Here is a 22,212-nt window from a genome sequence, read left to right as displayed (position 1 = left end):
AAAGTTATTGGGTTGAATCTGACTGTAACTCTTTGACCAAGCTTGGCAGAACTATTGCTTGCTGCGTTAACTCCGCATAAAAGTTTGCAATTTGGAATGGCAGAAAAACTCGGTTATTCCAATCTGGATATTCGCTATAAATAGTTGGTGATATGGTCTGAATGATTTGATCCTGATTAAGTCCTAAAGCAATGTGCTGTTTGACCAAAGATTTCACTCGATGCATATGTTGTTTAAATACTTGTAGATCTTGAATTGTTGCAAGCCTGCCATGCCCAGGTACAACAATTTTCGGCTTCATTTCAATTGTCTGTTGAATGACTTTAATCCATTCACTCCCTTTTGCATCAGCATCAGGCATAATCGGATAAAAACTTTTTTCATACAGATCACCCATAAAAATCGTGCCAGAAGTCTGATCATAAATAATTTGATCTCCCCGTGTATGTGCTGGCATTTCCTGCAAAGTGACCAATCGACCACCTAAATCAAGTATTGTTCGATTGATATAGGTTTTATCTGCATAACGAATCACCACTTTCTCAAGCGCACTTTTTTCGATCTGACCAAACGCTCTGAACATCTGAAGATAATCAACGCCTTTATCTTTGAGTTCTTCTTCTTGTTTTTGATTGATCATATAGATCGCATCTTTAAATTCTGCGGCACCAAATTGATGTTCTGGATGAAAATGTGTGGTTGTGAGGTAAATTTTTCTATTTTTGGCAATATCTTTCGCAACTTGATAAACATGTTGGCCATTTCGCATGCCCATTCCGGTATCAATCACTAAAATCGCATCTTTACCTTCAATGATCCCAATATTAGGCACATAGTTAATATATGGATCAGGAATCAGCCAGACTCCTGACGCAATAAGTTGCTTCTTTTCGACCTGAACTAGAGGGGCCGCGGTCAGTTGATACTGAACAGGGCTTTCTACAACATGGCTATTTGCATAGACATTGAATCCACTCAATGCCGCGAGTGAAAATACGAGGGAGAATTTGATCTTCATTGCTTTAGTTTCCTCAATAATTTGAAGAATTCATACGATAGATTCATAATATGAGCAAAAGCTCACATTAGATACTCGCATTAGCAATGCTATTTTTTAATTTATTTAAATGAATAAGTTATGAATTAACTCACTTCTTTATTTGAGAATAATTATGTCATTACTCATATTTTGTCATACCGATAAGATTGCAAGTTTTTATAAAAAGTGAGTTAATGCTCACATTTTCGCTGTCTAAATTATTTATATGAAAACGGTCTTTAAACCAAGAAAAATGCCTCGCCAAGGTCGTTCAAAAGTGACTGTGGATGCGATATTACAAAGTGCAGCTGAAATTCTGAAAGAGATGGATTATGCAAAATTTAATACCAATTTAGTCGCAGAACGTGCAGGCATTAGTATTGGTTCTCTCTATCAATACTTTCCCAATAAAGATGCTTTAATTGTCGCGCTACATAAAAAACATACCCAACACATTCATGACTTACTTCGAACTGTGATTGATCATCAAAATGCACAAACCTTAAAACAGCGAATCGAATCCCTAGTAGATGCTGTCATTGCAGCACATTCATTTGAGCCAGAATTACATCAACTACTTGAAAAGAAGCTCCCATTTTTTGATATCAATCGCGTTGAAGATGAAACAGGAATTCGAGATGAAATTTATAGATTGGTTGAATTACATCAAGATGAAATTGTAGAAAAAAATAAATCACTGATGGTTTGGATGATTCTTCAATTATTAGAATCGTTAATACACGCTGCTGTACTTGAGCCACCCGTCAATATTGCGCCACTGGCATTGAGAAATGCGATTATTCAGTCGATCTATAATTATCTAACCAAAACCTAGGCAACTCGAAACTGTCTGGATAAAAATGATTGCAACCAGACATCCAGCTATTACATTGTCATTTATTATTCTGTGCTATCTTTTATTCTTCGACGAATTTCTTCACGCCACTTTGCAGCATTATCTTGTTGCTTATTCAGCACAACACCAAGCATATAAGCAGTTACCGCAGCACCAATGAGTGCAATCCCACTTTCATAGATGATATCAATCACAAATTCAAAAATGCCTTCTGATAAAAAGCTTAATGTGCCTGAATATTTTAGGAATTTTGCAATCGCAACAATAGCAATGCCTAAAAGTGCACCGGCCCAGAGAAAAAATTTATGGATACTAATTGGAGCGGTAACTTCATCAATTTGGTCTGGATACTCACGATAATACTCCACCTCCTCATCTGTAACTTCAGATGAAGATTTGAAGAATAACCGCATAAAAAGTGCGTCATGATCTAGCTTTAAGCCTTTTCTCATTCTCATCGTCTATTTTTTTCAATTTCGAACATATTAGCTATTTTTTATTTATGAATAAATAACAAGTTTGATCCAAACAATTTAGGCCGAAAATCAAAATATACTGACAATTATTAAGTCTAATTTAACGATAAATTGAACAAAAAGCCGCATACAGTAATGAAATATAATAATTATTACCGAAGAAAACTTATCATTATTCATTAAGAATTATTAAGTATCCCCTTTAAAAAAAAGATTTCTTTGTTATAGTATTTCTCCAATGATTTCCAAAAAGAGATCAATCGGGTGTTGATGCTTGGAAGATTGCTTGGGTTCTATGCGATCTTTTTACAAATCGCTGTATTCTTACAGCCCTTGCTGCCAGAGAAATATCAAGTTTCTCCAGTATGTGAGACTATTACCCAAATTTTATTACAAGACCATCATTCTACCTCTGCATTCCATAGCCATCATATAGTGAATCAGCATGATCATATGCTTAACTCACCACATGATATGGAACATCAACAGCATAAATTTTCAGCTGAAGCGAAAACACCGTTTAGTCAGCATCATCACCATGATGCTAATCACCAATGTCAATATTGTGTGGTGTATAGCCATGTACTCCCTTTACCTGATCTTGATCTAAAACACATTCTCGTTAGGATTCAGGTTCGCTTTCTGGCCTTTATTGAAAACTATTTCCATGTTTTCTTTCAGCTTCAACAACTCTTTCTCACCCCTCAAGGTCGAGCACCTCCACTCTTAATTTCATTCTGACTTGAAGCTCAAAACTGTTGAGTTTTGAAAAACTTATATTTTCAAGAGATTAGAGTAATGTTCTGTTTTTTTAATCATACCTGTAAATTGGTAGGAATATTTGCAACTGTAGGTTTAGCTGATCAATTGCAAGATGAGGTGCTGCCATGACTTTAGGTTTTACCGCACTCGAACTGGCACGTATACAATTTGCCTTTACCGTTTCTTTCCATATTATTTTCCCGGCCATCTCGATCGGATTGGCCAGCTTTTTAGCAGTTTTAGAATGGCGTTGGCTACGAACCCAAGATCCGATTTATAAAGATCTGTTTAAGTACTGGGTCAAAATTTTCGCAGTCGCTTTTGGTATGGGCGTAGTTTCAGGCGTGGTCATGAGCTACCAGTTTGGGACTAACTGGAGCGAATTCTCCCGTGTTGCGGGGAGTGTCACCGGGCCTTTACTCACCTATGAAGTGCTTAGTGCATTCTTCTTGGAGGCTGGTTTCCTCGGTATCATGTTGTTTGGTTGGGGACGCGTTAGTCCCAAAGCCCATTTCTTTGCCACCTTGATGGTTGCCATCGGCACCTGTATTTCCATGTTCTGGATTTTGTCCTCCAACAGTTGGATGCAAACGCCTCAAGGCTTTGCCATTGAGAATGGCATTATTGTGCCAACCGATTGGTGGGCAATCGTGTTCAATCCATCTTTCCCGTATCGACTGGTGCATATGGCAATTGCAGCCTTTATGGTTGCAGCGCTACTTGTTGCTGCAACAGCGGCTTGGCATTTACTCAAAGGCCGTCGTGATGCCTTGGTCAAGACCTCATTCTCAATGGCAATGTGGCTTATTCTGGTCTTAGCACCTTTGCAAGTCTTTGTTGGAGATGCCCATGGTCTGAATACATTAGAACATCAACCTGCCAAACTTGCCGCAATGGAGGGTCATTGGGAGACTAACTATGATGAAGGGATGCCGCTGTACTTATTTGGCGTTCCTGATATGCAAGAAGAACAGACTAAATATGCTATTGCAATTCCAAATCTAGGCAGTCTGATCTTAACCCATTCTATGGATGGGACTGTTAAAGGCTTAAAAGACTTTGCCCCTGAAGACCGACCAAATTCGACCATTGTATTCTGGAGTTTCCGCATCATGGTGGGCTTAGGTATGCTCATGCTTTTGCTTGCCTTCGCTGGTGCTTGGCTCAGAAAAACAGGAAAGCTGTTTGAAAGTAAATGGTTTCATCGCTTTGCTTTAGTCATGGGGCCATCAGGATTTATTGCCGTACTCGCAGGTTGGTTTACTACTGAAGTAGGCCGTCAACCTTGGGTGGTGTATGGGGTGATGCGCACCAAAGATGCGCTTTCTCCTGTTTCCGCCGAACAAGTCGGTCTCACCCTGATTATCTTTGTAGTGGTCTATACCATCGTGTTTGGTATCGGGATCTACTATATGCTGAAACTGATGCATAAAGGCCCGCAATTTGTTGAGGCTGTTGATCTTGAGCCCGCAGGACATGGGCATTTCAAAACACCAATGCGTCCATTAAGTGCAGTTGATGAAAGCATTGATCAACAAGACCCAAACAAGGAGAAGCACCATGATTGATTTATCTCTGATTTGGGTTGGCATTATCGGTCTCGGTGTTCTGATCTATGTCATTCTGGATGGTTTTGATCTCGGCATTGGTATTCTATTTCCGTTCATTAAAAGCAGCGAAGAACGTGATGTGATGATGAATACCGTCGCACCTGTGTGGGATGGCAATGAAACGTGGATGGTACTTGGTGGTGCGGGTTTATTTGCAGCCTTCCCACTTGTCTATTCAACGGTGCTTTCAGCTTTGTATATGCCAATTACCCTGATGGTGATTGCACTGATTTTCCGCGGAGTTGCGTTTGAATTCCGCTTTAAAGCCAATCGCACCAAATATTTATGGGATCAAGCTTTTATCTGGGGTTCAATTCTATCGAGCTTCCTGCAAGGCGTGATTTTAGGAGCATATATTCAAGGCATCCAAACCACCAATGGTATTTTCTCAGGTTCAGGCTTGGACTGGCTGACCCCATTCGCTCTATTTACAGGGCTGGGTGTAGTTGCGATGTACGCCGCACTTGGTTGTGGCTGGCTGATTATGAAAACGGACCATGAGTTACAAGATCAAATGTATGGATTGATGCCTAAACTGATCATCTTACTGTTTGTGGTCTTTGCAGGGGTGAGTCTATATACTCCTCTCACTCATCCTGAAATTGCAGCACGTTGGTTTGCCTTGCCAAATCTGCTGTACTTTAGCCCAGTGCCGATCTTGGTGTTATTGTTTACCTTCCTGATTTTAAAGGCATGTAAACAACGCCAAGAGTTAAAACCGTTTATCTTTACCTTGGCTTTAGTGTTCTTGGCCTTTACGGGTTTTGTGATCAGTCTCTGGCCGAATATTATTCCGCCGTCCGTTACCATTTGGCAAGCAGCAGCACCGCATTCCAGTCAAAAGTTTGCCTTGGTTGGTGCATTGATTCTGATTCCAATCATTATCGCCTATACCATCATGTCGTACTGGGTATTTAGGGATAAAGTACGGGTTGGTGATACGGGCTATCACTAGGAGGCGATGTCATGAAACTATCAAAAACACAATGGTTTATCGTACTTTGGCTCGCTGGATTCTTCGGTTTATTGATGATTGCAATGTTCTTTAGAGTATTGTTAAAACTCGCTTATTAAGCTGAACTTTATTCTTCAATTCAAAAGACTATACCTCGGTATAGTCTTTTTTAGGTGTGACCTCGCTGAATGACAATTAGTATGAGATTAATGAACTTCAAAATAATTGGATTAGGGCAGGCTCCTTAACCGTTCGGCGTATAGTATATTGGCGTTCTATTCCGCAAAAACAGCTCAGCTATGTAATAGAAGGTCAGAAAGAATTCTTTACCTCTTCTGAAGCTAATAATTTTCTAAATATGCGTCCAGCTCATATTACGAATTTAGTTACGCAAGGCTTAATCAAATCACATTTATTCCGCCAAGATTACTTGTTTTTCTGCTTAAAAATTTACATATTTTGCTTCTGAAATATTACTCAATAAATTGAAAAATTCTGGTCTAGAATCTTGAGTTAATTTATTTTGCGGGAATTCTCCTAGAAGCTTTATAGCTTCTACAGAGTCTAATTGAGATGTAAAAGGGACAGCATGCCGAATAAAGCTTGTTTTATTTGTTAATACAGCAGTATCGAGAACTTCTTTGATTTCGTTATAGCGTGGCTTTCTTTGCGCCGTCAAGAAAAGGCCATCAAAAATAATATATGTATCTCTTAAAGCAGGTAAATTAAGTTTAGCCATTGCCCCCATTAGAGGTAAATTTGTCTCGGGTCCATCATCATGACTATAACCGTGACTTGGCGTACGATGGGTTGCAAAGAGAATAACTTCATCACAGTAAGAATTATTTAGATACTCTAATAAGTTGTAACAATTATCAGTTGTATTTCCTTCTTTATATCTTAAAGCGGAAAAATTCTTTTCATTATTAAAAATGGCTGCCAAATTTTGCGCGAAAGGTAGATATTGTTTACAGGCTTTTGTAATGAAATCTGATCTTGATGAAAAAAGGTTAGTATTATGAACTTTATCTTTTAAAAAATCATCTACTTTTCTCGTTAATGAAATCGGCATAGTTACATTAATTTTTTCTGTTTTTTCGCTATATACTGACGTATTAATACTTATAACGTGAAAAAACACATCTTTATCACGATTTTTAAACATGATTGAGGTCATCTCAGCTGGTTCGGGAATATCTTCACCTCGGTCACTGAGAAAATCGAAATACTCAAGTATTTTTTCTTGAATCTTATTTACAACTTCATCATAACTTGAGCCAGTTGCAATAACTTTTGGATGCTCGAATAAAGCAGCTTCATAAACATTTTTTCTAAAAAATGATTTAGATTCAGTAACTTTAACAAGTACAGTATAATTTTTCACCTATAACTCCAGTTATCTTATTTTTAAAGAAATTAGATGCCATTTTTATCTTAATTATAAATTTTTTAAATTCAACCACTTTTACTCTATAATTTTTAAAGTAATTTCTAACTATTTGATATCAAATAAGATAAAAATAACTCCTATAATCTTATTTTTTTCATTCATGGAGTGATAATTCTGTTAATAATTCTCGTTTAATAAAAAGGGCTGTATTGCTCAATCCGTTAACGATATCTATTTCGTTCCCAACGCAACCCATTCAAGTCAGAGATCCTACATCATTCAGATTTTCTGAGCCCCCAATATTCTGACTTTTTCTCTGAATCAATTTCAACAGTATTAAATTAATAAACATCTTTCTCAAGAATTCGACTGTTGAGATGACCACCTATCTATGCAAATTCTCATTCTACTTACAATCGAGTTTATATTCTCATCATATAATGTTTTGAGTATTTACAATCTATATTTTTCTTTTTCTGGTGAGTCTTCATGAATTCTCCTCGATTGCTTAATAATTTCGGAAATTTCAGGTATGTCTTTTATATACACCAAAGGGATGAACAATGTTTTTTCTTTTCGTTTTAAGTAACCTGGCTTTAATCTCTCCTTAAAACTAGTAGATTTTATAAACAATTCAAAAAAGTAGCCCTCAAAAGCCATACAAAACACATAACCTTTTTCTGTTAGTCGATGATATGGATTTACTATCATAGAAACTGGGTATTCTGATAATTTACCTACATTTTCATCGGCAAGTAATCTTATTCTTGCTGAGATTATTTTAGGATTTAAATCACATTTATCTTTAAATACATTGATTAAATACTGACTTATTTCCCTTTCAATTACTATCCCGTTATAACACTCATGACTTGAATAAGCTGCTCGCCAATAAATTGAACAAATATAAAGAATTAAGCGATATTGATTTATATTTTTAAAAAAAATCCCAAGATCACTTTCAGTTGCATCTACACCTTTTTGTTCTTTTCTTAATACATGAATTGAATAATCTTCAAATTTACGATTAAAAAATGATTCACAAGATTTACATAAAAGTTTGGAATCCCAAGTATCATTACTCTTTGATATTTTATTATATTTTAAACAAATACTTATTCCTGCATTGCCTACCGACTTTCGTAAAATACGACTAAAAACAGTTTTTCCAATTACATGTGAGCGTTGTAGCTCCTTTTCTTCACAACATAGCTTACAAATGCCTAAATTCATATTATTTCTCTATTAAAGCAAAGCTCATTAATTGATGAGCTTTTGAATTACTTTACTTTTATTGATTTAAAATTCCTTACTTTCACTGCATCTAGTGTTTTTACAATAGTTAGTATTGGTTTCCGACAATTCATTTTACCTTATAAAGCAACTAATCAAAACTGAAAGAACCACACTTATAAAGATTATTCTAATTACTTTCAATCCGTCAAAATATTTTATTAAAAATCTTGTCTTAATTTTGTTTTTAAACTCATTAAAGTTAGAATACCACCTAATAAATAATTAGATAATTATTCAACTTAAGGAAGAAGTTTTGATATATTTTCTCATTTGATGGAATATTTCCCTTGTTGAATATTATGACCTTCATATACTCTCTTTCCCATTAAAAGTTGTTTCAATTAAACCATTACTCTAAATTATGTGGATAACTGACAAACTTTGCAAAAGGGAAAAATCTTAACTTGTTTGACACAAGTTTAAGATAAATCTCAACCTAGCAAAAAGTAGTTGAGATCGTATGTCATAATCTGCTAAAGACAATTAATTTTATTTAAGATTTAAATCTCAAACTATATGTCTTTCAACTTATCTTATTGCTATTTATTGATCGTGCTTTGGTAAAACTGATCAATCGCATCCACCATTTGTGATAAACCAGGCTGTTCTAAAGGATAATGCCCTGCATTTTCTAACATCACCGTTTTAACAGGCACCTTATGTATACGGCTTAGAAAAGGTGTACTTAAATCAAGCGGTGTCCAACGGTCTTGAGCAGGTTGAGTCAATAGAATCGGACTCACATCAAAATCTTCAGCTGCTACCTCTGGTTTATAGTGAATATATGAATCTAAAAAGGCCAATGAAACAGCGTTACCCGCTGAGGTTTTATCTTTCATAAACACCTTTAAAGCTGCTTTGTTATTTACTAACGTACTCATTTTACTGGCCCAGCTCATCGGAAAACGCATTGAAGCCAATGGTGTCTTTGCGCTCCAATGTGCCAAAGGCGTACCGACACGGCTCATAAATAAGTTACTTGCAACCGTGTCTTTCACCACTTGGTTACTTGTATCAAGAAAAGTCATTCCTACAATTGCCTTTACTTTTTTATTCTTGGCAGCTACATGGTAAGTCAGCATTCCACCAGCACTCAAACCATAAAGTACAATTGGGCGATTATCTTTGGCCAATTCAAGATCAATTAGGTCGCTGCCTGCCTGTACCCAATCTTCATATCGAATCAAGTTGCCTTTGCCGACTTGGGTCATACCATAACCTGGCATATCAATCGCAATGGTTTCATAACCACGATCGGCCAAAGGCTTACCGAGAATCATCGACATCTGTCGGCCATTGGTTCCAACACCATGAAATAAAATCACTTTGATTTTTGCCTGTGGATTTCGATAGGTATCTAAATGAATATTGTTGCCTCTCCATGCCCACCACTCTTCCTTCGGCAACTGATCTTTTGGAATATGGAATTGTTGAGGAAGAAATTGTTCGATTTGCTGCCAAGCGATTTGGTTTTGATAGGTCATTGCGGTATCTCCCACTTTTATTTCTTTGGCAAAAGAACTACTGACTGCACACATCATCAAGATGCCTACACCTAATTTTTGGATATATTGACGTACCAAACTGACCGAATTTACATATTGAATGGTATTCATATCTTGTTGTTGCCTCATATCGGATAATCAAATCTTAGGCTTTTAGCAACGATACAGCCATGCTAGATTGGGACATGGAGTTTAGTTTTTAGGCCAATCAATGTTTGAGTTTCAAGATTATCTACGTGCACCTTCCAGTGTGCAGTTGTTGCTCGAATTAGCGGAACGCCAACATCTACAAAAAAGTTTGCTCTTGCTTGGAACTGGATTAAACCTGAACAGATTAAATGATGCCAACTGTGTTGTGAGCGCTGAGCAAGAGATTGCCGTGATTACAAATTTAACTCAGCACTTGGCAATCGATACAACAACTTTAGGCTTGATTGTTGGCTTTCAGCATAAACTGACCACTTATGGCATTTTGGGTTATGCTCTCATGAGTAGTGCAACAGGCTTAGATGCATTTAAATTAGCAAAGCGTTATCTTCCCCTAACTTATACCTTTGTTAAAATCAGTTTCCGTTTGGAAAAACAACACGCTATTATACATTTTACCGAACCCGCCAGCCTCTCAATAGAATTACAACAGTTTGTCATTGCACGTGCGATGGCGGCTACCTCGAGAGTCATTAGCGATATTTATGAAGCTTGCTTTCAATTTGATGCCTTTCATCTTAAAAACCCTCAACCACAGCAATCTTTCACAGAACTGCCGCAGCATTTTTTAAAGGCACCGATTTTATTTGAGCAAAAAAGTAATGAATTAAAGTTCGACGCAGCTCAATTAAACCAGCCACTACCGCATGCCAATGCAAATACTGCGGCTATGTGTGAACGTTTATGTTCGGAACTGATTAATCAACGGCATACCACTTTGACCACCACTATGATTGTCCGTGACTTTTTAAGCAATGCACCGCCTGGCAAGCTTCTTACCCTAACTGACATTGCCAGCAAATTGCATATCAGTGAACGTACCTTAAAAAGACGTTTACAAGAAGAAAACACCTCGTTTAGATTGATTCAAAATGAAGTATTACATCAACGTGCCAATGAACTTTTATCAGGAAAGTTAAGCCTCACTCAGGTCGCTGAGCAACTTGGTTTTTCTGATTTATCTACTTTTTCACAAGCTTATAAGCGTTGGACTGGGATTGCACCAAGCCAATCACTCAAAGAACGAAAACAATCATAATATGAAATGTCGGCCATTCTCAGTCCGGAAATAGATATGACTGAGTTGTATAGAAAAGCATGCGAATTTCCGACCAAGTAAAATTCAGAATGGATAAAATACATGCTAATATCTAAATACTGACAATACACTATGTCAATTTATTTGGAAGGGTTCCAATATGCTAAAAACACAACAAGTTAAGATAATACAAGAATTCAATGCGCCAGTAGACAAGGTCTTTGCAGTGCTCAGTGAACATGAAAACCTCAGTAAAATCTTTGCACCTGCAAAAATCACGCGAATCAGTAATGGTAAGGATGCACGAAATGGCGTGGGTTCTGCACGAAAACTGTCTATCCCTTTAGCCCCTTCTTTTATTGAAACCAACTTGGTCTATCAAGAAAATGAATTGATTGAATATGCAATTACCAGCGGCATTAGTCCAATTAAAGCACATCGAGGAATCATGAAGTTTAGCGATTTAGGCGCGAATCGCACTCGATTGGATTACACCATTAGTTTTAAAGGTCGACTTCCATTCATTGGTCCAATTATTAAGGCTGCATTACAAAATGGTATCAACCGTGGGCTTAAAAAGCTGAAGTTTTAATGCTGCTCAGAAGCCTCTCCTTGACGGTTTATTTCACCGTCAAGGTTTTACGCTTTGTTTAAAGTGAAGATGTTACCGTGCCTAGAGGTTCTTTCCGGTTGACTGAATGCTCTGGCTTACGCAGCAACATTAATGCAGAGATTGCGGCCAATAAAATCATTGGAATACTCGATGCAATCACCACAATTTCACTTTGACCTGTACCCAATAAATAACCTGCTACTAACGGACCAGCAAAAGCGCCTAAGCGTCCTATAGCAACAGCAGCCCCCACTCCTGTGCCTCGCATTTCAGTTGGATAATATTTTGCTGCTAAGGTATATAAAATTGACTGGCAACCAATCACAAACATTCCGCAACTTGTCGCAAACAAGATAAAACTCGACACGCTATTGGAATAAGCTAAACCAATTAAAGAAGCCAAAATGCCCGCATAAACACTGGCAACAATAAAAAATTTATTGAGTCGATCCAGCATCAAACCTAAAATCAATACACCGATAGAACCTCCTAAATTAAAACCAATCTGAATATAACTGGCTTGTTGTTTATTGAGTCCTAGTCCCGAGATTAACGTCGGTAACCAATTCTGAAACAATGCTAAAACCAGTAACGTACCAAAAAAGCTGAGCCATAGACTAGAGGTCACCAGCACACGTGGTTTGGCAAAAAGTATGGTCAGTACACTTTGTTTTTGTGTTGTGACCTGAGGGATTTTGTTTAAATATGCTTTTGATTCAGGTAAAAACAAAATAAGAATAGGAACCAGAATTAAGGGGGCAATCCCGCCAATATAAAAGATATGACGCCATTCGTGATCTGCGGTTAGAGATAAAGCCACCACTGAGGTTAAGACCCCGCCGATTGGCATACCACAGTACATGGCACTGACCGCTGTTGCTTTATATTTTTCAGGTACTGCTTCAGAAACCATCGTAATGACAATCGGTAAAGCCCCACCCATGCCCAAACCAGTCAGAAAACGGACTAAAAGTAAGGAATTCAAATCTTTGGTAAAAGGTGTCAATAAGGACATTAGACCAAAAACGGCAATCGAGGTGATGAAAACTTTCTTGCGTCCAATCGAGTCTGCAATTCGTCCTGCAATCAATGCCCCAGGTAATGTGCCTAATACGGCAGCACTAAATACCCACCCCATCTCAGCACTGTTTAATAGCATTTCTGCTTTCATCCGCGGTGCAGCAACCCCCATAGATTGCAGATCAAACCCTTCAATAATGGCAAAAATGAAACATAGGATCAGTGTAATCACAATTGCTTGTTTTGATGACTCAGTCTCTATATTGGTCTCTTTTAACATTGTTATCTTCCCTTTTTGATTCTTCCAGTTTATCTATCTAAAATTCCAAATATAGATTTAAATATCCTTTAAGTCGCTAAAAAGACTAGCAGAGCGAATATAGTTACGCAATATGTATTAAAGTTATGCAATATGTAATCATACAGCTTGAGGAATTTCATTTGAAATATAATAAAAAGATCATTTTAAAATCGCTGTTATTGGCCCCAATTCCCTTACTTTGCTTTATGGCTGTGCTATTTATTCTCATGAACAATGAATTTAAATTGGGTTCTATATTTGCAGTTATTGTTGGGCATCTTCTGGTTTATTTGGCTTATTGCCTTTTAACCGTTCCATTTTCATTCTTGTTCTCGCTTATCTTAAACCGATATCAATATCTAAATTTTCTCACAATCTGCTTAAGCTCATTAGTCGTTGCGGCACCCTTTTTTATTCTTTTAGGCTGGGGGTATACAGGCCAACTCCCGAAGCAATGGTGGCTGGTCTATGCTGATGTTTTTGCTTGGTTTATCGCCCTCATTCCAGCGGTCTGTTACTGGCTGATTTTAATTCATCTTAAACCCCATCAGCCAGATCGCATTGATTTATAAAATCCTGACCAAATCAGATAAATGTTGAATGGTATGAGTCAGATCTAAGGCTAATTTGTTCGGTAGATTTTTCGGGTTATACCAACAGGTCGAGATCTGGCAAGAAGCAGCACCTTTCATATCAGCTTCAAGACTATCCCCAATGAACAGGACGTCTTCTTTAGCGATCTGGCTTCTATGCAGACATGTTTCAAAAAAACGCTGATCCGGTTTTTCATAACCAATGTCATCTGAAATATATAAATCAGAGAAATGTGGCAATAAACCAGCCAAACCTAAACGAGCTCTTTGTTGACTGAGAATACTATTGGATGCTGCAAAGAGCTTATATTTTTGACTTAAATAATGAATAGCTTCAGCAGCGCCAGCTTCGAGCGTATGCTCTTTGGCTAAATTTCCCTGAAAAGTATCACGGAAATGATCATGATTAAGTTCAACATTTAATGCTCGGAATAATTCTTTAAATCGATTATTAATTACATCTTGTACGGTAATTTGACCTAGCTTCTGCTTTTCCCACAAATGATGATTAATGGCTTTATAGGTAGAATAGGTCAAATCATCATGATCTAAATTAAATTCAGCGAAAGATTGAATAAAAGCAGCGCGGTTAGCGACACTAAAATTCAGCAAAGTATCATCAATATCAAAGAATATAGCCTTGTACATCAGAGCAATCTTACAACCGAAGCAAATATTGAGATAAGTTTATTATACCGAGTAATAAAAGAGCAAGCCGATGCGGCCTGCCCAATAGTCGATATTCGCTGATGATAATGCTCTCAATCTTTATCCCGCATCCACATCCAGATCAATACTGTTGCCATACAGGCAATCAGTGGATAGACCACCCATGGATGTGGAATAGTCCAGATCATAACACCCGCAGCAATACTCATACTGACGGTCGAGATATATTTTGCTTTTTTGGGGATACGTCGGTTTTCTTGCCACTCTTGGATGATTGGGCCTATTAAGCGATGGTTGAGGAACCATTGATGCAGCTTTTCAGAGCCTCGAGCGGCAAAGAACACTGCCAACAGAATGAAATCAACCGTTGGTAGGCCAGGAATAAAAATCCCAACAATCCCTAAACCGATGCATAGCCAAGCCAGACAGATAAACAATAATCGCCACCACACTGAACGTGCTAACTTGCTAGCTGGCTGTGGTGTTGATGATAAGGTATCTGTTTTCATTTGATTATCCATGCGATTAGTGTTCTCCATATTGAATAAGCTTTTACTGCCTCAACACTTATTTCAATTCGTCGAGCTGGTTCAATGCTTTACCAAAATAGTCAAATGCATCCAGTGCGCCTTGTACCACGCGATCTTGCAAATCTTGATCAAAAGCAGCCTCATCAAGTGCTTCAACAAAGCGTTTCCACACTTTCGCCCGACCTTCTGGATAAGCCGCCAAATTGCGTGCTGCAAATGTTTCGGAGAAACCTAACTGCTTCTGCGCTTGTTTAAACAGAAATGCAGCACCTAAAGTCGAACCTTCTGACACATAGATCCAACCCAGTGCTTCAGGCAATTTGACTTCTGCACTTTGTAATGTCTGACCTGCGGGCTGAATACCCAAATCCTGCAAGTCATCAAAGGCTTGTTTAGAACGGCCACGAATTCCTAAATCGGGAATCAGTCCAGCGACGCCTTCTTGTTCAAAAAGATGTTCTATTTCCTGCTGGAAATAATATTGTGACAAGGTAAATTGAGCGTATTTCTCCTTGCTTGAAAATACATCTGCTTGCGCCATTAACTGGTGCATACGCTCATGTTCTGCCGCTGTTTCCTGCTTTAACCGCTGAGAAAGGCTATTGGCAATCATTTGCTCTGTTGCTGCGTTCATCATCATTCTCCTAGAAAAGGAATAGGACTCATCGGTTAACGACTCCGACTGAGTTTAAGTTGCACGGGGAAATCCACCACAACGGCCACAGCGCGACCATTGATCTTGTAAGGTTTGAATTTGGACTGGCGAGCGGCTTGTAAAACACGCTGATCTAGGCTGCTAATCCCTGAACTTTGTTTGATTTGAATTTCGATGGGCTGACCGTTTTCATTGATGCGTAGCCGTAATTCAACCACACGATTTTGTTGTTTAAGTTCCCGATCATCGTAAGCAAGCTTGCCAAAGCTCAATACATCAACACTACTGACTTGAACAGGTTCATCACGATCAACTTGGCTTTCCGGCGCACGAGCCAATTCCTGTTGTGCTGCTGTATTTACACCACCCGACTGGGATTGAGCCTGCCCTATTTGTTGTTTCGAACTGAGCAGATTTTCTGTCAACATCTGCGAAGATTGATCCGCTTGGGTATCTTGCTTCACTTTATTTTCAGACACTTGAGCCGCTATTGCTGCTGTAGACTTCGCAGCTAAACTCGCAACTTTGTGGCTGCTTTGTTGCTTAGCCACTTCATGCACAGCACTCTGACTGCTTATCACTTTTTGCTCTGTGTTTTCAGTATGGGTCGGAGCAGCGCGAGTGCTTGTTTGTTTTTCTAATACGGGTATTGTTGATGTTTGGGCAACTTCAACTTTTGCAGTTGCTTGAGGAGATGCACGTTCTGAAGCTGATAAAGACACAAAATGAACTTTCAACGCATTCACTTTGGGTGAAGCTGCCAAAGTATAAGGCTCAATAAAATGGCTCAACGACCACAATCCAAGTAAATGTAAAACAATGACCACTGTCACAATGATTAACTTACGCTGCGAAAGTGCCCAAATCCGAATAGGTGGTCCTTTTGTACTAAAGTCATAGCGCGGATATAGGAATTTTGATTTCATCGCCATTCCCCCTAAAAACGGTGCTCAAGTTTTAGGCTGACATTGTGTTTGTCATAGGAATATAACCAATCCACATTGCTGTTATTACGGTTATAGCGATAGGTTAGATTCGGCGTCACACCATAGAATTTGAAACGAGGCATTTGCAACACAAAGGTGTAGTTTTGCTCAAAATCTTGACGGCGTGTTTGAAATGCCGCCACGTAACGATCAAACTGCCGCCAACGATACAAACTGAATAAAGTGGTATTAAAGCCAGCACTCCACGATTTACTCAGACCTAAACGAACACCTTGTTGCTGGTACGCCGCCATGTATTCTTCTTGGGTATCATGATCTAAGACATCCAAGCCACCAAATAAGGTCCATTGTTCAGGTAGAATCTTCCAAAAGGTCAGCATAGCTGAACTTTCTTTACCATCTAGGGTCTTATATTTTTGATAATTTAAATCTTTGATTTCAGCTTCAAGCTTGAGTGCTTTATCAGCGGAAATGAATCGCATCCATTCTGCGCGCGCGCCCCAAGCATTGTATAGGCCATCATTGGCATAACGTTTGTGCTCAAATAACGGTGCAATGGTGATTTGATTTTTTAAATCAAAAAAACTATAGCCAGCATTGATATTGAGGGTGGATTCATTAAAGTCGGCACGATCGTCATAAGACTGTCCATAAGCCAAACCACGTAAGGAGAGCCCATGATTGCCATACAGAGAAAAGCGTTTCATTAAACTGGCTTCATAGTCCACACCTGTAGCCGACTCAGCTTTAGGGCTACTGCGGGTAATTTCTCTAACAGGAATGACCTTACCATCTTTGTCAAAGCCATATAGCGTCCATGCTTTGCTTTGTTCAGAAGAACTATTCAGATTCGTGGCATAGGATGGACCAATTGCGACACTGCCTTGCCATGCATCACGTTGATCAAGTGCTTTGACAAACAGATTAACCGTTTGTTCAACCTCTGGTGGAATCACACCACGATCACTCAGCCCCAATTTGTTTTGAATCGATGTAAAAAGGCGTGCTGCTTGTTTGTTCTTCTGCTGTTCAAACAGCACGCGCGCTAACTCAAGTTCACAAATAAGGTTATTCGGTTGTTTATTGAGGCTGCTTTGAAATTTTTGTTCGGCTAATATGAGCTGGCCTTGCGCACGAGCCAATGCTCCCTCGGCAAAATCTGTTAATGCTTGGTCATAGCCATCATATTGTTGATAATGCTTTAGATAAACAGCAGCATTACCCCATTGCTTTTGCATGACCGCCAAATATAAAGCTTTTGCGAGGTCATCTTGATTTTTTGCAACTTCGAATACTTGACCATTAATCACAATATTCGGTAGTTCATCGGTGCTCCGAATTGCCCCTTGTTGTTGTAGTTGGTGCTGTTGTTGTAATAAATTCTGATCCAAGTTTTGATTCAGGCGAAGTTGTGTCTCATCATCTGCGTAGAGTGATGAATTCGCCAATAAAATCAAACAGCACAGCAATGTTCTTTTCATAAAAACCGTAAAAAAGTAAAAAATCATTCAGTCATAAACAAGAAAAAGGAATCTACTGCTGTAGATTCCTTTCACCCTGATTAGTTTTTCGCACCACCAAAGGCAGTGTTATAAGCAGCATTGTTAAACTCGGCAATACCCGCTAAAGCTGCGGCATTTGCACCAAAGAAGTGTCCTTGAACAATACCTGAATTATTTAGCCCAGCCGTACCATTTGCACTAGCGCCGCCACTGAATGCCGCAGTACCTGGATTAAATGTCACACCATTTAAGCTTAAGCTTGAAACAGCAGTCCCTGTTCCAGTTAATGATCCTTCTAAAGTACCTGCACCAAAGTTAGCAGTTAAATTACCACTTAGCAGATTGGTTGCTGAACCATTAATCCCTGCAACGGTATAAGTCGCCGTACCAGAGGTTGGTACTGTAGTATTGGTATTGTCACCTGCGTAATAAACAGTATGACTTGCACTTGCTGCTGTATCACCCGCTTTCCACCATTCACCAAAATAGACTTCCTGTGAGCCCACCTGACCAAAATTGAAATTACCTAAGGCACTATGTGAAGGTGGCATTGCCGAAACAGGAATATGGGAGATATTAAAAGTTTTGCTACCGACAGTAACATCAGTATTGCTTGCACCGCGTGCAGTGAACGCTTGTGCCAAACCTTTTAACGAGCTAAAACCTGTAAATGCATTGTAGGGTGCACCAGCCGCTTGTACAGAAACGGCTGCTGCACCACCTGGGTGGCTGGCATTTGCAGCAGCACCAATAATGATATTGTTTTCATTACTTGAAGCACCATCAATACCTGCATGTGCAAACACAGCAGAACATGCAACAAGACCGATGAACAGTTGAGAGATTTTCATTTATTGTTACTCCATTTTTCTAAAGCTAAGTTATTGTTTCAATAAAGATAACGCTATCGTTATCTATTTAGTTATAGGAACAGTAAGATCTATAACCGCCCCTGGTTTTGTAAATAATAATCATTCAATATCATTATTTACCTTTATCTAATCCCGACTCATTAGAAAGTTGGAATTAAATTCTGTGTTAAAACTTGGTGGTCCAGCTGACTTTCAAGGTACGGCCTGGTGCAGCCATCGCACTGCGAGTTAAAGGATCGATATAAAATTGGTTCGAAAGATTATTTCCAACAAATTCAACTGTGTTATAGGTATCAACTTGATAGCGTGCATAGGCATCAAAAATCCACGTATCATCCCAAGCAAGAGGCACATTGAGGTAATAGCCTTTATTGATACCTGCATCATTATTTTTACGTAATGGACTTTCATAGCCTTTGTAGAAAGTTGCTCGCGCACCAAGCTCAAGCCTTTCATCTAGAAAGCGCGCGCCGAATAAAGCATGTGCGCTGAGTTCAGGTGTCGACATCGTCACGAGATAGCCATTCGGAAAACCATCATCGACGCAACGTTGATAAGCATCGCGGAATTGAATACCTTGATCTGTTTGTATTGTGCCGCTATTAATCATTTTATTAATGGCGCTATTACTGTCACAGACTTCATTTTTAAGGTTATAAGCCATGCTTAAATCGGTAAAGAAAGCACCATTGTCAAAACGGCTTTGCAACTCAAGGCCAGAAAGCTTTTGCTCATCCATATTGGTAAAAATCAGATTTTGATTTCGCTCAATTACGTTTTTGGTTTTGTTGTAGTAATAGGCCAATTTAATATCGGCATTGCGAGCTGAACTGAGCCAGTTACGCATGTCATAAACATAACCCACCTCATAATTAAACGCATGTTCGGGTTTAATTGCTTGAGATGGCATCATCGCCGAGAAGCCGACCGTACTTTCAAATAAGCTTGGTAAGCGATATTCCTCTGCATAGCGTATATAAAGCCGATTGTTTTCAGTCAAATGAATAGATGCGCCAAGTTGAGGTGCCCAACCACTGTCTTTTACTTTCTGAGCCGATTCAATCGGAGTTTGCTCAATTACAACAGGTTGGAAACCACTGCCGATCACCACATACTTCTGCCCTAAGGCATTCAGTTGGTTTAATATATTATCGGCTAGGGCCAAATGACCATTTTCATCAGCTTTCCAAGTGAGTGTATTTTTCTGTGACCAAATCCGGCTGTACAAGGCCGTTTCTGATGCAGGCACTGTTTCTAAACGGCCATCCCAATCAGGATTGTTGGCTGCATAACGTTGCGTTAAAAGGTTTAGCATACGTTGTTGCTGAGCATCATAACTCTCAGGCATGGTTCGATATTCAAAGTTGTATTCTTTGACTTTACTTTTCTTGGTAAATAACGGATTTAAAGAGGGATCAATACCATCTCTGATCGATTTATTTAAGAAGTCATCAAAAGCCCAATAAGAGCGATAACGCATACCCGCATCAAAGCTTAACCAAGAAGCTGGTCGATAGTTGAAATTAAAATCAAAGGTCTTTTCTTCACGGCGCCCCGCACGAGGTAAAGCCTGATATAAGGAATAACTTGGGCCGTATTCACCATAAATATCATCAGAAGTGAGCTTTTCTTTTAAGAAGCTTCCGCCTAAAGTTAAATCGAGCTGACCAGTTAATTGTGCTTTATTACTGATACTAATGCCTTGACGTCGGTTGTCTGAGTGACTGATTGCTGTATTGATCAGACGATTATCTCTGAAATCAATAATCGTTGGCCATCCACCCCGTGTGTAAGTTTCGCTTTCAGTATCGGTTTGCCAAATATTGGCATAGAAATCGACCCACTGATTGGTCTCAGGTTTAAACTTATATTCTAAGCTGTAGGCTTTAGAACGAATGTCACTAAGTGGCCATTGCGGTACACCAATTTCAGGGGTGAGTCCCCATTCGATTCGTGAAGGCATGATCTCACCAAATCTATTTTTGGTATCTCGATAAGTGAATTTCAGTGCTTGATCATCGCTTGGTCGATAACCAGCCTTAAATAGCCAAGACTCCATCTGACTTGAGGTATTCGGTACTTCATTGCCAGGCTTATAGGAATGAGCGAAATATGGAATAAAATCAAGACTATTGCTTGGTTCAGCCCGTTTGTAATAGCCGGCTCCATGTGTGCCTGAAAAATAGTTGCCTCTTTCACGAACAGCATAAACAGCCAATAAATCAAATTTATCTTGTTTCATTGCCAATGCCAGTCGGCCTGCTAAATCATCTCCCGAGAAGTTAGAATTATCATTGCGAGTGCGGTTCTTTTTATAAATATCTGGATCGTATTTTTGACCATTAATATCTTCCCACGGCGTCGTATCATTATAATTCTTGCCGATTTTACTCATGTCGGGCAATGAAGGATCAATGGAGTTGGTAGAACCTTCTACTTTTAATTCTGCGCCAAAGGTTTTACCTGGACGAACAATATCATCAGCTTCTAAGGTCTTGACCACAACACCACCACCGACTGAGGTTGTAGTATTCCGTTCCAGTGATGGGCCTTTAATGACTTCAATGCCCGCAATCAGATTTGGATCAATATAATTTCGGTTATTCACCCCATTGTAACCACGCCACACCGCAATCGACTGCTCAGTACCATCAATGGTTAAGGGCACTCGACCTACCCCTTGCACACCACGTACACTCGGATCTAAAGCACCGCTATTACGGGCATCACCACTATAAACCCCAACCATACCTTGTAAAACATCGGCAGGATTGGTGCCTTTAAAGCGCTCAATATAGTCTTTGCCTGCATAAACAGAAGACCGATTGGCATCATAAACTCTGTTGCTGCCTTGCGTATCACGATCTTCTTGACCATAGACCACCAGTGGTGTTAAACGAACAGCGATTTCATCATCTTGAGCTTGAGTTGAAGATGTATGATTCATCGTAGTGGCCGCTGCACTTGCAGATAGATTGCTATTTTTAGCTGTCTTTTTGACCAGTGTATAGCCTTGTCCGACTTTGACTGCATAAAATGCTGAAGAGGCTAAAATATGCTGAAAACCTTGCTCTAATGCATAGCTGCCTTTTAATCCTGAACTGTGTTGCCCTTTTAATTGCTGCGCATCAATGGCAATTGATGTCCCCGATTGTTCAGCAAACTGATTCAATACATTGGCCAAAGTTCCTGCAGGAATACTATAAGATTTTGCCACAACGGTTTCTGCATAAGCATGTTGCATGGGTAAAGCTAAACTTGCAATACATGCTGTATGTATAGCAAATGCGAGTGTTGAAAATCGAAATAAGTTCCGACTTCGCATTTGACCCTCTCCGACTTTCTTCATTTTTCCCGCCCCAGTAAATGTAAATA

Annotated in this window: 20 protein-coding genes; 7 read left to right on the top strand and 13 right to left on the bottom strand. The window is 39.1% G+C overall.

The window, feature by feature from the left end:
* Positions 1 to 4: 4 nt before the first annotated feature.
* A complete protein-coding gene (locus tag V6E90_RS06870) occupies positions 5 to 1,018 on the bottom strand; it encodes an MBL fold metallo-hydrolase (protein WP_332604908.1) in 1,014 nt (337 codons plus the stop codon).
* 247 nt (positions 1,019 to 1,265) lie between these two features.
* Here V6E90_RS06870 and V6E90_RS06865 point away from each other — a divergent pair, with 247 nt between their 5' ends.
* Positions 1,266 to 1,874, top strand: a complete 609-nt coding sequence (locus tag V6E90_RS06865) for a TetR/AcrR family transcriptional regulator (protein ID WP_016540114.1) — start codon at positions 1,266 to 1,268, stop codon at positions 1,872 to 1,874.
* A gap of 65 nt (positions 1,875 to 1,939) precedes the next feature.
* On the opposite strand, the gene V6E90_RS06860 is transcribed toward V6E90_RS06865, so the two are convergent.
* Positions 1,940 to 2,347, bottom strand: coding sequence for a hypothetical protein (locus V6E90_RS06860; protein WP_016660254.1), 408 nt, complete (start codon positions 2,345 to 2,347; stop codon positions 1,940 to 1,942).
* Positions 2,348 to 2,641: 294 nt separating this feature from the next.
* On the opposite strand from V6E90_RS06860, the gene V6E90_RS06855 reads away from it, so the two are divergent.
* From V6E90_RS06855 to cydB, 3 genes are all read left to right on the top strand, one after another.
* The gene (locus tag V6E90_RS06855; protein WP_023269765.1) at positions 2,642 to 3,112 is read left to right on the top strand and encodes a DUF2946 domain-containing protein; all 471 of its coding nucleotides are present in this window, start codon (positions 2,642 to 2,644) and stop codon (positions 3,110 to 3,112) included.
* Positions 3,113 to 3,258: 146 nt separating this feature from the next.
* The gene (locus V6E90_RS06850; protein ID WP_332604907.1) at positions 3,259 to 4,701 is read left to right on the top strand and encodes a cytochrome ubiquinol oxidase subunit I; all 1,443 of its coding nucleotides are present in this window, start codon (positions 3,259 to 3,261) and stop codon (positions 4,699 to 4,701) included.
* Positions 4,694 to 5,698, top strand: coding sequence for a cytochrome d ubiquinol oxidase subunit II (gene cydB, locus V6E90_RS06845; protein WP_332604906.1), 1,005 nt, complete (start codon positions 4,694 to 4,696; stop codon positions 5,696 to 5,698). The genes V6E90_RS06850 and cydB overlap by 8 nt, the downstream gene beginning before the upstream one ends.
* Before the next feature lie 442 nt (positions 5,699 to 6,140).
* On the opposite strand, the gene V6E90_RS06840 is transcribed toward cydB, so the two are convergent.
* The 3 genes from V6E90_RS06840 to V6E90_RS06830 all read right to left on the bottom strand — a co-directional run bounded on the left by V6E90_RS06840 (position 6,141) and on the right by V6E90_RS06830 (position 10,000).
* Positions 6,141 to 7,082 carry a type II toxin-antitoxin system HicB family antitoxin gene (locus V6E90_RS06840; RefSeq protein ID WP_332604905.1) on the bottom strand — a complete coding sequence of 314 codons (942 nt, stop codon included), beginning with the start codon at positions 7,080 to 7,082 and terminating at the stop codon, positions 6,141 to 6,143.
* A gap of 459 nt (positions 7,083 to 7,541) precedes the next feature.
* A complete protein-coding gene (locus tag V6E90_RS06835) occupies positions 7,542 to 8,321 on the bottom strand; it encodes a hypothetical protein (RefSeq protein WP_332604904.1) in 780 nt (259 codons plus the stop codon).
* Between the two features lie 602 nt (positions 8,322 to 8,923).
* Positions 8,924 to 10,000: an alpha/beta hydrolase gene (locus tag V6E90_RS06830; protein ID WP_332604903.1), complete on the bottom strand. Its 1,077-nt coding sequence runs from the start codon at positions 9,998 to 10,000 to the stop codon at positions 8,924 to 8,926.
* A 100-nt stretch (positions 10,001 to 10,100) separates the two neighbouring features.
* On the opposite strand from V6E90_RS06830, the gene V6E90_RS06825 reads away from it, so the two are divergent.
* Together V6E90_RS06825 and V6E90_RS06820 are read left to right on the top strand one after the other, a co-directional pair.
* A complete protein-coding gene (locus V6E90_RS06825; RefSeq protein WP_332604902.1) occupies positions 10,101 to 11,135 on the top strand; it encodes an AraC family transcriptional regulator in 1,035 nt (344 codons plus the stop codon).
* A gap of 160 nt (positions 11,136 to 11,295) precedes the next feature.
* Positions 11,296 to 11,727 (top strand): SRPBCC family protein, encoded by a 432-nt coding sequence (locus V6E90_RS06820; RefSeq protein ID WP_332604901.1) that lies wholly within the window; start codon positions 11,296 to 11,298, stop codon positions 11,725 to 11,727.
* A gap of 58 nt (positions 11,728 to 11,785) precedes the next feature.
* Here V6E90_RS06820 and mhpT read toward each other — a convergent pair whose 3' ends face one another.
* Positions 11,786 to 13,048: a 3-(3-hydroxy-phenyl)propionate transporter MhpT gene (gene mhpT, locus V6E90_RS06815; RefSeq protein ID WP_332604900.1), complete on the bottom strand. Its 1,263-nt coding sequence runs from the start codon at positions 13,046 to 13,048 to the stop codon at positions 11,786 to 11,788.
* A gap of 161 nt (positions 13,049 to 13,209) precedes the next feature.
* Between mhpT and V6E90_RS06810 the strand changes: the two genes are divergently transcribed.
* Entirely contained in the window at positions 13,210 to 13,641 is a 432-nt protein-coding gene (locus V6E90_RS06810; RefSeq protein ID WP_332604899.1) for a hypothetical protein, read from the top strand.
* On the opposite strand, the gene V6E90_RS06805 is transcribed toward V6E90_RS06810, so the two are convergent.
* The 7 genes from V6E90_RS06805 to V6E90_RS06775 form a co-directional block, all read right to left on the bottom strand.
* On the bottom strand, positions 13,636 to 14,310 hold the full coding sequence (locus V6E90_RS06805) for a YjjG family noncanonical pyrimidine nucleotidase (protein ID WP_016540104.1): 675 nt from the start codon (positions 14,308 to 14,310) through the stop codon (positions 13,636 to 13,638). The genes V6E90_RS06810 and V6E90_RS06805 overlap by 6 nt on opposite strands.
* Positions 14,311 to 14,423: 113 nt before the next feature.
* Entirely contained in the window at positions 14,424 to 14,870 is a 447-nt protein-coding gene (locus V6E90_RS06800; RefSeq protein ID WP_332604898.1) for a YbaN family protein, read from the bottom strand.
* A gap of 28 nt (positions 14,871 to 14,898) precedes the next feature.
* A complete protein-coding gene (locus V6E90_RS06795) occupies positions 14,899 to 15,498 on the bottom strand; it encodes a biliverdin-producing heme oxygenase (protein WP_141669868.1) in 600 nt (199 codons plus the stop codon).
* A gap of 32 nt (positions 15,499 to 15,530) precedes the next feature.
* Entirely contained in the window at positions 15,531 to 16,442 is a 912-nt protein-coding gene (locus tag V6E90_RS06790) for an energy transducer TonB (RefSeq protein ID WP_332604897.1), read from the bottom strand.
* Between the two features lie 11 nt (positions 16,443 to 16,453).
* The gene (locus V6E90_RS06785) at positions 16,454 to 17,944 is read right to left on the bottom strand and encodes a surface lipoprotein assembly modifier (protein ID WP_332604896.1); all 1,491 of its coding nucleotides are present in this window, start codon (positions 17,942 to 17,944) and stop codon (positions 16,454 to 16,456) included.
* Between the two features lie 80 nt (positions 17,945 to 18,024).
* Positions 18,025 to 18,816, bottom strand: a complete 792-nt coding sequence (locus V6E90_RS06780) for a Slam-dependent surface lipoprotein (RefSeq protein WP_016540099.1) — start codon at positions 18,814 to 18,816, stop codon at positions 18,025 to 18,027.
* A gap of 187 nt (positions 18,817 to 19,003) precedes the next feature.
* Positions 19,004 to 22,162, bottom strand: a complete 3,159-nt coding sequence (locus tag V6E90_RS06775) for a TonB-dependent receptor domain-containing protein (protein ID WP_442881254.1) — start codon at positions 22,160 to 22,162, stop codon at positions 19,004 to 19,006.
* Positions 22,163 to 22,212: the final 50 nt, after the last annotated feature.

It is taken from the genome of Acinetobacter sp. ESBL14, from assembly GCF_036668815.1.
Taxonomy (GTDB): Bacteria; Pseudomonadota; Gammaproteobacteria; order Pseudomonadales; family Moraxellaceae; genus Acinetobacter; species Acinetobacter gyllenbergii.
The sequence above is the reverse complement of the archived record's forward strand: the minus strand, read 5'-3'. Positions and strand labels throughout refer to the sequence as shown.